Genomic DNA, 12,258 nt, shown 5'->3' with positions numbered 1-12,258 from the left:
GCTTGCACTGCACCTGGATTCCAAAGACGCTGGATCCCGGCGTTCGCGATGTATGGACTCCTCCCTCCCCTAAGGGGCTAGAGTTAAGTCACCACAACCGCTCTAACAGCGAAAGGAGCCCATACATGCTTAACCTTAATATCATCGGCATCGACCTGGCAAAATCTTCTTTCCAAGTGGCAACGCTCAGTCCGGAACATCAAGTGTTGAATAACCGCAGTATGTCACGCGCACGACTTGAGCAATGGCTGGCCAAGCAGAAACCCTCCATTGTTGCCATGGAGGCCTGTGGCTCCGCCCACTACTGGGGCCGCTTCGCTGAATCTTTTGGCCACACCGTCATGATCATCGCCCCCAAAACAGTCACCCCATATCGGCAGGGCCATAAAACCGATAGCAACGATGCACTGGCCATCGCGATAGCAGCCCGTCAGCCAAGCACTCGCTCTGCAGCAGTCAAATCGGTTGAACAACAAGCTTTGCAAAGCATTGAGCGGATGCGTCAGCACTGGCTGGATCATAACCGCTCAACCAGCAACATGATGCGTAGCTTGCTCTATGAGTTTGGTATCACCATCGCAAAAGGGAATACAGCACTTATACGGATCATGCCAGAGCTTCTAGACGGCTCGTCTGAGCTTCTTCCTCAGGCCTTCAAAGCTCAGCTTTCAAAGGTGTACCAGCAATGGCAACGGGGGAGAGATGAGCTCAAACAAATAGAGAAGCAGCTATCAGAATTGATAAAGCAGCAGTCGCCCTGCAAGAGGCTCATGAAGCTTGAAGGCGTTGGCGAGGTTAATGCCTTGGCCTTGTATCTCATCTTAGGTGAGCGTGGTGAAGGGTTTAAGAATGGCCGGGAAGCCGCGGCCTGCATTGGAGTGACGCCTAAGCAATTCAGTACCGGGGGCGTCACTTCTTTAGGTGGTATTGGCAAGCGGATAGGCCATAAGCGGCTGCGCGCCAACCTGATTCAGGGGGCATTAGCTGTGGCCATGCAATTAGGCCGTAGGCCACCTAAGACACTCAAAGAAAGATGGCTGTTGGCAATTATTGAGCGACGCGGGCTTCGACGCGCGGCAGTGGCGCTAGTTAACAAAACCATTCGCACTGCCTGGGCCATGTTGCACCGAGATCAGGATTATCAACAATCTCAAGCTATCTAACCATCGATTCAAGAGTTAAGAGTGACAACCAAGAGCGCATAACAAACAGGTGAGACCGACCACCAAGAGCCTGATCTTGCCGGCGAGAATTCAATTCCGCGTTCGCGTAGAGGCATGGTGGTGCGAAAACATCAGTGGCCAGGGATCGCAACCCATCAAGAGCCCGAATATACGCCTGCATCTTACTTTTTCTGTTTGCGCTGGAGGTTGAAACTCGGGAGGAGTCCATATACGGGAAGACATTGTGCGATGAAGCGGGCCAGGCACTTTGTAGCTGCCCGCGCACTTGGCTGCAGGTTCGGACCAAATGAACCCAGGGCTCGGCGCGCTCCCCCAGCGCTTAGTTACGGGCACAAAAAAGCGGAGCCCAGGCTCCGCTTTTGGATTCGATATTACCGCCTCTAGGATTTGGGCGCCTTGTGCAGGGTGACCAGTAGCTGGGCCTCTGCCATGGGGATTTCGCACTCCTTGACGATCTCCTCGACGCCGGCTCCAAGCTCCACCATCTTCATGGCGCGGCTGTAGAGGCGAGCGTCAGGGTCGTTATGGGACATCTCGTCCTGACGAGCCTGGGTGTGTGCCAGCTGCTCCTCCAGGCCCTTGACCTTACGGCCAACGCCCAGGGCGCCGCTGCGCAGCTCATTGAGTTCCCGGCGCAGTCCGTCCCGCTGTCGCTCCGCTTCCTTCAGAAGCAATGACAGGGCATCCTGCTTACGTTCAACCCCTTTGATCTTACGGTGACACGTCCAGGCGTACAGCAATGCAACCAGGGAAACGGCTGCGGCTGCCGCAGCGAGGATCAGTTCGATCACAGTCCAGCGATCTCCTGCCACTCTTCGTCGGTCAACAGCTTGTTGAGGTCGACCAGGATCAGCAGCTCGTCATCGCGGTGGCTTACGCCCTGGATGAACTTGGCGCTCTCCTCGGTACCCACGTTTGGCGCGGTATCGATTTCGGAGGACTTGAGGTAAACCACCTCGGCAACGCTGTCGACCAGAATGCCCACCACCTGGTTCTCGGTTTCAATGATGACGATACGGGTGGTATCGGTCACCTCAGCCTGAGGCAGGGCAAAACGGGCTCGGGTATCGATCACGGTCACCACGTTGCCACGCAGGTTGATGATCCCCAGAACGTAGTGAGGCGCGCCAGGCACAGGGGCGATGTCGCTGAAACGCAGCACCTCGCGCACCTGCATCACGTTTACACCATAGGTTTCGTTATCCAGGCGGAAGGTGACCCATTGCAGCACCTTGTCTTCACCTTCGGTGGACTCTCCCACCGCTGCGCGTAATTCACTCATCCTATCAGGACTCCTTAACGGTAATATCCAAACCAGCATCCAGCATGCGGGTCAGCTCAGGGACATCGAGCACCACACACTTCTTATCCCGTACGATACCGGCAAGCCATGGACGCTTCGACGACGACTGCCAGTTCACTTCGGACTTAAGCAGCGGCTCCGCATCCAACAGGGACTCACAAGCCAGGGACCAGGGGGTTTCCCCCAGACACACCACGAACTTGTAGTCGCACTCGTCGGCGTCACTCTGTGGTCGGTCAGACAGGAACCAGCGGCCGCTGTCCACCACGTTGAGTTTTCCATCCTGGGCATCCAGTTGCACCCCCAGCACCCAGTCGGGGCTGCCGGGAAGGTGGTTCAGTTTGCCCAGTCTTTTAATACCACCCAGTGTAAGCAAAGGGACGGCGATCACCAAGCCGGCCACTTCGAAGTAGAGGCACTGGAACTCCTCATCCAGCTCCTCCCGCCAATTGTCGATGGAGGGAGGCGCGGTTTCGGTGGCCAGCTCCGATTCTATCTCGGGTTCGGCCACCTCAGAATGTTGTGTTGCTTCAATCGTCTCTTCAACCACGATTGACGGGGCCACCACCTCGGGCACTTCCGCCACGGGTTCGGGCTGTGGCTCGGGGGCCGCTTCGGGCTCCGCCGCCTGCTCCAGCAAGCGGCTGACGTTGGCCTTCTGTACCTCGTCCAGCTGCTCCTTGGGAGGAGTCAGCATCACGTCGAAGTACTCCATCAACGCCTTTTCGGCGGCTTTAGACATGGGCCACCCCCTGTTGGTCCAGCAGCGCATCCAGCAACTGACTGTAAGCCTGAACCCCGCGGGCGCCGGCGTCAAAATGGGACGGCGGCAGGTGGGCCTGACTGGCGTCACGGAAGCGGGTGTCCACCGGGATCACCGAGTGCCACAGGTCCCTGGGGTATTTCTGGGTCAGGGCGGTCAGCGCCTGCAACGAGGCGCGGGTGCGCTTATCAAACATGGTGGGCACTATGGTGAAGGGGTAACTGGTGCCCTTTGAACGGCCCACCATGTCCAGGGTCCGGACCATTCTATCCAGTCCCTTCAGCGCCAGAAACTCCGTTTGCACCGGAACCACGATGCGGTCACAGGCTGCCAGGGCATTGATCATCAATACTCCGAGCACCGGGGGACAATCGATAAGAACGGCGTCATAACGATGGGCGACCATGGAGAGGATGCGCTTGAGAATCAGGCCCATACCATCTTTGGTACCCAGGGTGCGGTCCAGGGTCGCCAGGGCGGTGCTGGCAGGCAGCAGGTCGAGCTGAGGGGTGCCTGTGGGCACAATCACCGACTCCACCATGGGCAGGTCCAGCTCATCGTGGCCACGAAACAGGTCATACAGGGAGCCGGGCAGCTCATCGGGGTCCACGCCCAGATAGTAACCCAAGGAGGCCTGAGGATCGGTATCGACGGCCAGCACCCGGTAGCCGCGCTTCACCAGAAGCCCGGCCAGGGTGATGACTGTGGTGGTTTTACCTACACCACCTTTTTGATTGGATACGGTCCAGACCTGCAAAGAGGAACCCCACTGTTACTGGACGTCGGGCGTCCGGGTGATCTTTACCCCGCCATGGGGCTGGGCAAAGATGGTGACACCCTTGCCGTTAGTCTCCAGCACCACGGGCTTGCCGCTCTCCTGAGCTTCCTGATAGCGGCGGCGGATCTCCCGGCGCTGCTCCTCGAGCTGACGCCACTGGCGCAGTTCTTCGGCCAGAGTCTCCAGCTGCTCTTGTTGCTGGGCACTCTTGGCCTGCTCATTCACCAGTTGCTGCTGCAACTCGGCGGCGTAGTGGTGCTTGTCTACGGCCCACATCAGGCTGATCAGGGCCACACTGGCGGTCAGCGCCAGCAGGTAGCCCCTGAACTTATAGCCTGAGGCGCTGCTCATCGGCGCCCGACCTCTTTTAGGATGCAGTCCGCCATCTTATCCAGGGGGATGGAGTACATGGAGATCTGCTCGGCGGCCACCGCCTGGGGCATGCCGTAGACCACGCAACTGGCTTCATCCTGGGCCCAGATGTGGGCCCCTTCCCGCTTGAGCATGCGGCAGCCTTCGCGGCCGTCGGCGCCCATGCCTGTAAGGATCACACCGAGCACGTCGCCGCTGTAGATGCGGGCAGCAGAGCCGAAGGTCACGTCCACCGAGGGCTTGTAGTTCAGCTGCTCACCACCCTCGCGGATGGTGAGCTTGGCGGCGCGGCTGCTGCCGTCGATGAGCATCTGCTTGCCACCCGGTGCCAGGTAGGCACAGCCGGGCTTGAGCATCTCGCCACCCTGGGCCTCTTTCACCGAGATCTTGCACAGGCTGTCGAGGCGCTGGGCAAAGGCCGGGGTAAAGGCCGCAGGCATGTGCTGCACCAGAACGATAGGCAGAGGGAAGTCCGCCGGCAGCTGGGTCAGAATCTTCTGCAGTGCCACCGGACCGCCGGTGGAGGTGCCGATGGCCAGCAGCTTGTAGCTCTTGCCGGAGGGACGGGTCGGCAGGCGCGGCGCCCCCACTTCACTGGCGGACGGTTTGGCCGCCGGACGCGCAGAGGAGAACTGGGTGCTGGGCTGAGTCACGCTGCGGGTGGGGGTCGCGCTGGCGCGGGGCGCTGGCGCAGCCGTTGGCCGCGGTGCACTGAAGCTGCGACGGGAAGCAATGGCCTTGACCCGCTGCTGCAGCAGGGCAATGGCATTGGCCCGGTCGTTGGCGATGTCCTCGAAGCGTTTCGGCAGGAAGTCGGCGGCACCGGCTTCCAGGGCCTCCAGGGTCGAGCGCGCGCCCTCATAGGTGAGGGAGGAGAACATCAGCACCGGAACCGGGTTGGTGCGCATGATCTCACGCACCGCTTCGATGCCGTTCATCTGCGGCATCTCAATGTCCATGGTCACCACCTGCGGACGCAGGCGGCGCACCTGTTCTATCGCCTCTTTACCATTAGAGGCGGTGCCGACCACTTCCAGCATGGGGTCGGCGTTAATGATTTCTGACACGCGGCGACGAAAGAAACTGGAATCGTCCACCACCAACACTTTAATCGACATACCTATCCTTCAACCATTCCTACGACTACTGACGCTTCGCGTACTGTTTCAGCAGTCCAGGTACATCGAGAATCAGGGCACAGCCACCGTCAGAGGTGATGGTGGCGCCGGCCATGCCGGGGGTGCCGTGGAGCAGGGAGCCCAGTGGCTTGATCACCACCTCCTCCTGGCCAATGAGGCCGTCCACCACAAAGCCCACCTGCATGGTGCCGATGTGGACTATCACCACATGGCCCTCGTCTTCGCGCTCCACCCTGCCCGGACCGTGGCACAGCCACTTGTCGAGATAGAACAGGGGAATCGCCTTGTCCCGAACGGTCACCGACAACTGACCATCCACCACGTTGGTCTTGCTCAGATCCAGGTGGAAAATCTCGTTGATGCAGGAGAGCGGCAGGGCAAAGATCTGTTTGCCCACCTCCACCATCAGGGTGGGCATGATCGCCAGAGTCAGGGGAACCTTGATCTCCAGGATGGTGCCTTTGCCCTTGTGGGAGTCGATGTAAACCGAACCGTTCAACTGGGTGATGCGGGTCTTCACTACGTCCATCCCCACGCCGCGGCCGGAGATGTCGGAAATTTCGGTCTTGGTGGAGAAGCCAGGGGCGAAGATCAGGTTATAGGCTTCCTGATCGCTCATGCGAGCGGCGCCGTCTTCGTCGAGGATGCCGCGGTTGATGGCGATCCCTTTGAGCTTCTCCGCATCCATGCCGGCACCGTCGTCGCGGATGCACAGCAGGATGTGGTCCCCCTCCTGGGAGGCGGACAGCAGAATGTTACCCTGACGGGGCTTGCCGGCGGCTTCCCGGTCGTCGGGCATCTCGATGCCGTGGTCAACCGCGTTACGCACCAGGTGCACCAGGGGATCGGACAGGGCTTCGACCAGGTTCTTATCCAGGTCGGTCTCCTCCCCTTCCATGGTCAGGGAGATGTCCTTGTTGAGGCTGCGGGCCAGGTCGCGAACCACCCGGGGGAATCGGCCAAACACCTTCTTGATGGGCTGCATCCGGGTCTTCATCACCGAGCCCTGAAGATCGGCAGTGACCAGATCCAGGTTGGCCAGTGCCTTGCTCATCTCTTCGTCTTCGCGCTCCACGCCCAGGTTCACCAGGCGGTTACGCACCAGCACCAGTTCGCCGACCATGTTCATGATCTCATCGAGGCGGGCGGTATCCACACGCACCGTGGTTTCACCACTGGCGGCGGCCTGTCCCTTGCCTGCCTTGGCCTTGGCCGCAGGCTTAGACGCCGCTTTCGGCGCCGGGGCAGCCGCTGGCTTGGGCGTCGCCGCTGGGGCGGCCTGAGGCGCGGGGGCTGGCTGGGGCGCTGCCGGGGCGCTATCTACGGCCTTGGGGGCATTGCCCTTGCCGTGAAGCTGATCCAGCAGGGCTTCAAATTCGTCGTCGGTGATCTCATCGGACTCAGGCTCGGCGGCGACGGTAGCCTCGGCCTTACCCGGGGCTCCGCCCTTGCCGTGAAGATCGTCCAGCAGCTTCTCAAACTCGTCGTCGGAGATGAGGTCGCCACCACCGGCAGAAGCCTGAGGCTCTGCCTCGGCTTTCTGAGCCACTTCACCGCTGAACTTACCCTTGCCGTGAAGATCGTCCAGCAGCTTTTCGAACTCGTCGTCGGAGATCTCATCGCTGTCGGAGGCCGCCGCAGGCTCAGCAGCAGTCTGGCTGTCTGCCGTTGGCAGGGGGGCCGCGTCGCCGTCGAGGCCGGTGAGGATGTGCTCAAACTCACCCTGGGTCATGCTGTCGATGCCGCCACCATTGAGTGACACCGGCTCAGGCTCGGGGGCCGCTTCGACCACGGGCTCAGGCTGTGGCTCGGGCTCTGGGGCTGGGGCTGGGGCATCGAAGGGCGATGGGGTATTGGGATCGGTGATGGCGTGCAGGGTCGCCAGCAGCTCTGGGTCGGCCGGCTCCAGCTCTTCACCGTTCTGCACACAGCCAAACATCTCGTTGACCGTATCCAGAGCCTGAAGGATCACGTCCATCAGATCTGAAGACATGTCGAGTTGGCCATTGCGCAACATATCGAAGAGGTTCTCGGCGCCGTGACAGGCGTCTACCAGGTGAGTCAGGCTCAAGAAGCCCGCGCCACCCTTAACGGTATGGAATCCCCGGAAAATAGCATTAAGCAGATCTGCGTCGGTGGGGTTGTTCTCCAGCTCCACCAGCTGCTCCTGCAAAAGCTCTAGAATTTCGCCTGCTTCGACTAGAAAGTCCTGCAGAATCTCATCATCTATGTCAAAACCCATCGCCTAACTCCTAGGGCCTATTGATCTTTGCTGCATATTTTTGCGCCAAAGTTTAACTATTACGGAGCAACCCCAATCGAGCTTGCTCACAATGGCCAGTGACTCAGGCCGTATGCTGCGCCCTGCGGGCCCGGTCTGACGACACCCACTCCAGGTGGTTCGATTTTCATCTAGGCAACTCTGCCTGTCATCGAACGCCTTAATTGATTGCCGTCATCCTCGGTCAAATTCTCACCACCAAAGGTCAACTAGCCCTAGAATCCGAGGCTGGAAAGCAGATCGTCGACCTCATCCTGGCCGTTGACCACTTCCGCTTTGTTTTCCGAGCTCACTACCGGACCTTCAGCCGCCGTGCTGTCCACGGTCTGACGGTTGACGTCCGCTTGTTCACCAAACACGGTCAGCATGGACACCAGGTTCTCTTCCACCTCGCGCACCAGCTCGATCACCCGACGAATCACCTGACCGGTGAGGTCCTGGAAATCCTGGGCCATCAGCACCTGGTTGAGGTGGTCCTTGATCAGCTCTGCGTCATCCACAGAGGTGGTCATGAAGGCGTCCATCTCGTGACACAGGGTCTTGAACTCAGCCAGTTCAATCTGCTTCTGCATCAGCTTGTTCCAACCCGGTTGCAGCCCCTTGATGCGGTTCTGCAGGTCGGAAACCTTGGGCATGCTCTCGTCCAGAGCGTCCATGGTACGGTTAGCGGCCTGCTCCGTCATCTCAATAACGTAGTTAAGCCGTTCTTTTGCGTCGGGAATTTCATGTTTGGCCAGATCGGAGATGCGATCGTCCAATTGGAAGTCCCTCAGTGCATCGTGCAGCTGTCGGGTCAGTTTTCCCACTTCATCAAACAGCTGCTGATTCAGAGGTGCGGACACCATCTGGATCAGTTGATTTGCCTGTTCTACTTGCCCCTGTTCCAGCATGGTCACCAGTTCACGGGCATCATCCAACGAGATCAAAGCGTCCTGTTGCATATGCGCTCCCAGTGACTATCAGTTGAGGCGTTCAAAAATCTTTTCGAGCTTCTCTTTCAGTGTGGCGGCAGTGAAGGGCTTCACTACGTAGCCGTTTACGCCGGCTTCGGCAGCCATGACGATCTGCTCACGCTTGGCTTCCGCGGTCACCATCAGCACAGGCAGGTGCTTGAGGTTGGCGTCGGCACGAATGGCGCGCAGCAGGTCGATGCCCTGCATGCCAGGCATGTTCCAGTCGGTGACCACGAAATCGAAGTCACCCTCTTTCAGCATGGGCAGAGCGGTGTTGCCGTCGTCCGCTTCGAAGGTGTTGTTAAACCCCAGATCGCGCAGCAAGTTTTTGATGATCCGACGCATTGTTGAAAAGTCATCAACGATCAGAATCTTCATATTAGTGTTCAAAACATCCTCCAACCGGGGTTTCCCCATAGAGCCACTGTTGCAGCGAGCATTATTAATCTAAATCTTATTGTTGCCAACTTGATAAGCGACTTTTCAGGCGCATCATTGCCTGACTGTTGATCTGGCTCACTCGCGACTCACTGACGCCAATGACCTGACCTATCTCTTTCAAGTTGAGTTCTTCGTCGTAATAGAGCGACAAAACAAGGGCTTCCCTTTCGGGAAGGCTCTTGATGGCGGCCGAAAGGGCCTCCTGGAACCGCTCTTGGGCCACCTGCTCGAAGTTACGTTGTGGCGCATCCTCATCAACAAAGCTATCGACCGATACGCCAAGATCTTCAATGCCAACCATCCTACCCATGCTGGCTTCATTCAGCATCTGGTGGTAGTCGTCGATTGAAATATCAAGATAATCAGCAACTTCATTGTCGCGGGGGTCCCGACCCAGACGCTTTTCCAGCTCCTTGATGGCGTCGGTAACCTGTCGGTAGTTTCGATGAACCGAGCGCGGCACCCAGTCTCCGCGGCGGATCTCATCGAGCATGGCTCCGCGAATGCGGATGCCGGCAAAGGTTTCGAAACTGGCGCCCTTGGAGGCGTCGAAGTTCCGGGAAGCCTCCAGCAGACCGACCATCCCCGACTGGAGCAGGTCGTCCAACTGGACGCTGGCAGGCAAGCGGGCCATCAGGTGGTGGGCAATGCGCTTCACCAGAGGGGCATAGCGTTCCACCAGGGAGGCCCGGTTATCGAACTGGGTGTAGGCCGCCGCCTTATTCACCAACCGCTTCTCCATACATGTTGCGGCGGACCAGGCGCTCAACGAAGAACTCCAGATGGCCGCCAGGATTGTCCGGCGTCGGCCAGCTCATCACCTTATTGGAGAGTCCCTGATAGGCGATGGCCGCCGGTGAGCGAGGGAAGGCTTCCACCACCACCCGCTGCTTACGGACCGACTTGCGCACGTTCTCATCGAACGGGATGGTGGCCACCAGTTCCAGGGCCACATCCAGGAAGCGATCCGTCACCTTGGAGAGCTTAGCAAACAACTCCATCCCTTCACGGAGACTGCGCACCATGTTGGCGACGATGCGGAAGCGGAACACCCCATGCTCCCGCGAGAGAATCTTGATCAAAGCGTAGGCGTCGGTGATGGAGGTGGGCTCATCGCACACCACCACAACCACCTCCTGGGCGGCCCGGGAGTAGCTGAGCACCATCTCTGAGATACCGGCTGCGGTATCCACGATGAGAACGTCAAACTCCTCCTCCAGCTCACTGAACGCCCGGATCAGGCCAGCATGCTGGGCTGGGGTCAGCTCCACCATCGCCTGGGTGCCGGACGCCGCAGGCACGATGAACACCCCTTGCGGGCCCTCCACCAGTACCTCGGACAGCTTGCACTCACCGGACAGCACATGGGACAGGTTGTACTTCACCCGAAGCCCCAGCAATACATCCACGTTGGCCAGACCCAGGTCCGCATCCAGTACCAGCACCTTCTGCCCCTTCTGGGCCAGGGAGGTTGCCAGGTTGATGGAGACATTGGTTTTGCCGACACCGCCTTTGCCACCGGTTACCGCGATGACCTTTACCATCTTTTGCTTTTGCTGTGCCATCTTTCTTAGTCCGCTTGCCTGATCCTGCAGAAACCATCTATTCATAGCTGCCCGCCACACTCTGTCGTTGCACGGGCTCATCCCACTGCTGCGTCTCCTCAAGCACCACGGCACGGCGTGCCAGATACTCGGGTTCGGCGATCCTCAGATCCTCGGGAACGCGCTGTCCGTCGGTCAGGTAGCTGATTGGTAAGTCATTCTGAATCAGTACACTGAGGGCTTCGCCGATGCTGTGGGCCTCGTCGAGCTTGGTGAAAATGCACCCGGCCAGGGCGATGCGGCGGAACTGTTCCACCGTCTCCTTCAACACCCGGTATTGGGCGGTGGAGGAGAGCACCAGGTAGGGGCGAATGGGCAGGCGTGTGGCGGCAACCAGGTTATCCAGCTGCTCCACCAGACGCATGTCTCTCTGCCCCATACCGGCGGTGTCGATCAGAATCAATCGACGGCTACGCAGCTGGTACAGCACATTTTCCAACTCTTTCACGTTACTGGCGGCTCGCACCGGGCAACCCATGATCTTGCCATAGGTGGCCAGCTGCTCTTTAGCGCCAATACGGTAGTTATCGGTCGTGATCAGCGCAACTTGATCTACACCGTAGCGGGCGGCGTATCGTGCGGCCAATTTAGCTACAGTAGTGGTTTTGCCCACGCCGGTTGGACCGACCAGAGCGATGACGCCGCCCCGGCTGAGTGATTCTTCTGTGGTCTGAGTCAGTTCGGCGCCAATCAGGCGCGGCAGTTGACCCAGGGCCTCGTGCAGGGAGAGGTGCTCGGGCACCAGGGAGGCGAAGTGATCCGCCACGCTGCGGTGGAAGCCGTTCTCCCGGAGTTTGTCGGCCAGCATGGCCCGGACCGGCTCACGACGGGCCAGGTCCTGGTCCATCAGGCCAGCCACCTGGTGCTCCAACAGTTGGCGGATGGAGGCCATCTCGTCGCGTACCGCCTTAAGCTCCTGGGCGCCCTGGCTGGGGCGGGCATCGGCAGAGCGGGCCTTGGCACGAGGAGGCTGCGCCTTCTTGGGCTGCTCCTTCTTGCCGAACGCCTCTTTGGCCCAATCCGGCAGCGCTTCAGGGCGACCGGAGGCCTGGCGGGGCTGCTCCTCTTCGAAACCGCGCTGCTTCATCCGCTGCTGCTGACGCTCCAGCAGGCCGCGCAGGCTGTCGCCGGGTCCTGGCTCGCTGGGCGCAGGTCGGCGCGCTTCGGTGCGCAGAGGCTGGGCAGGACGGCTGGGGCGAGGCTGCCCCAGGGTCACCCGGTCTTCGGCCAGGTCGGTGGCAGGACGAGGGGTGCTGACGCTGGGCGTCGGAATACTGGCGCCACTCTGATCGTCAAAGTCTACGGCCGCCACAATTTCGACGCCGCCGTTGACCTTCTTGTTGGACATGATCACCGCGTCGGTGCCGAGAGTCTCTTTCACTTCGGCCAGTGCAGTACGTATATCCTTGGCAAAAAAACGCTTTATTTTCACTTTGGGTT

The 12,258-nt window shown here is 59.6% G+C and carries 13 protein-coding genes; 1 reads left to right on the top strand and 12 read right to left on the bottom strand.

Going from position 1 to position 12,258, the window contains the following annotated elements; translation table 11 throughout:
* Nucleotides 1-125 precede the first annotated feature (125 nt).
* Nucleotides 126-1,163, top strand: a complete 1,038-nt coding sequence (locus tag QUE41_RS05875) for an IS110 family RNA-guided transposase (RefSeq protein WP_286341956.1) — start codon at nucleotides 126-128, stop codon at nucleotides 1,161-1,163.
* 401 nt (nucleotides 1,164-1,564) lie between these two features.
* Here the strand turns inward: QUE41_RS05875 and QUE41_RS05870 are convergent, their stop codons facing one another.
* The 12 genes from QUE41_RS05870 to flhF all read right to left on the bottom strand — a co-directional run bounded on the left by QUE41_RS05870 (nucleotide 1,565) and on the right by flhF (nucleotide 12,250).
* The gene (locus tag QUE41_RS05870; protein WP_286341955.1) at nucleotides 1,565-1,975 is read right to left on the bottom strand and encodes a DUF2802 domain-containing protein; all 411 of its coding nucleotides are present in this window, start codon (nucleotides 1,973-1,975) and stop codon (nucleotides 1,565-1,567) included.
* Complete coding sequence (locus QUE41_RS05865) at nucleotides 1,972-2,466, bottom strand: chemotaxis protein CheW (RefSeq protein WP_286341954.1); 495 nt, start codon at nucleotides 2,464-2,466, stop codon at nucleotides 1,972-1,974. Before QUE41_RS05865 ends, QUE41_RS05870 begins: the two co-directional genes overlap by 4 nt.
* Before the next feature lie 4 nt (nucleotides 2,467-2,470).
* Entirely contained in the window at nucleotides 2,471-3,229 is a 759-nt protein-coding gene (locus QUE41_RS05860; RefSeq protein ID WP_286341953.1) for a chemotaxis protein CheW, read from the bottom strand.
* Entirely contained in the window at nucleotides 3,222-4,007 is a 786-nt protein-coding gene (locus QUE41_RS05855; RefSeq protein ID WP_286341952.1) for a ParA family protein, read from the bottom strand. The genes QUE41_RS05860 and QUE41_RS05855 overlap by 8 nt, the downstream gene beginning before the upstream one ends.
* Before the next feature lie 15 nt (nucleotides 4,008-4,022).
* Nucleotides 4,023-4,379 carry a hypothetical protein gene (locus QUE41_RS05850; protein ID WP_286341951.1) on the bottom strand — a complete coding sequence of 119 codons (357 nt, stop codon included), beginning with the start codon at nucleotides 4,377-4,379 and terminating at the stop codon, nucleotides 4,023-4,025.
* On the bottom strand, nucleotides 4,376-5,518 hold the full coding sequence (locus tag QUE41_RS05845) for a protein-glutamate methylesterase/protein-glutamine glutaminase (RefSeq protein WP_286341950.1): 1,143 nt from the start codon (nucleotides 5,516-5,518) through the stop codon (nucleotides 4,376-4,378). Before QUE41_RS05845 ends, QUE41_RS05850 begins: the two co-directional genes overlap by 4 nt.
* A gap of 25 nt (nucleotides 5,519-5,543) precedes the next feature.
* Nucleotides 5,544-7,781 carry a chemotaxis protein CheA gene (locus QUE41_RS05840; RefSeq protein ID WP_286341949.1) on the bottom strand — a complete coding sequence of 746 codons (2,238 nt, stop codon included), beginning with the start codon at nucleotides 7,779-7,781 and terminating at the stop codon, nucleotides 5,544-5,546.
* Nucleotides 7,782-8,035: 254 nt separating this feature from the next.
* Nucleotides 8,036-8,761, bottom strand: coding sequence for a protein phosphatase CheZ (locus QUE41_RS05835; protein ID WP_286341948.1), 726 nt, complete (start codon nucleotides 8,759-8,761; stop codon nucleotides 8,036-8,038).
* A gap of 18 nt (nucleotides 8,762-8,779) precedes the next feature.
* Nucleotides 8,780-9,163, bottom strand: a complete 384-nt coding sequence (gene cheY, locus QUE41_RS05830) for a chemotaxis response regulator CheY (RefSeq protein WP_028110171.1) — start codon at nucleotides 9,161-9,163, stop codon at nucleotides 8,780-8,782.
* Nucleotides 9,164-9,227: 64 nt separating this feature from the next.
* Nucleotides 9,228-9,941, bottom strand: coding sequence for an RNA polymerase sigma factor FliA (locus QUE41_RS05825; protein WP_286341947.1), 714 nt, complete (start codon nucleotides 9,939-9,941; stop codon nucleotides 9,228-9,230).
* Nucleotides 9,934-10,824, bottom strand: a complete 891-nt coding sequence (locus QUE41_RS05820; protein WP_286341946.1) for a MinD/ParA family protein — start codon at nucleotides 10,822-10,824, stop codon at nucleotides 9,934-9,936. Before QUE41_RS05820 ends, QUE41_RS05825 begins: the two co-directional genes overlap by 8 nt.
* Nucleotides 10,817-12,250: a flagellar biosynthesis GTPase FlhF gene (gene flhF / locus QUE41_RS05815; protein WP_286341945.1), complete on the bottom strand. Its 1,434-nt coding sequence runs from the start codon at nucleotides 12,248-12,250 to the stop codon at nucleotides 10,817-10,819. The genes QUE41_RS05820 and flhF overlap by 8 nt, the downstream gene beginning before the upstream one ends.
* Between the last annotated feature and the right edge of the window lie 8 nt (nucleotides 12,251-12,258).

The organism is Ferrimonas sp. YFM (genome assembly GCF_030296015.1).
In the GTDB taxonomy this organism is placed as follows: Bacteria; Pseudomonadota; Gammaproteobacteria; order Enterobacterales; family Shewanellaceae; genus Ferrimonas.
The sequence above is the reverse complement of the archived record's forward strand: the minus strand, read 5'-3'. Positions and strand labels throughout refer to the sequence as shown.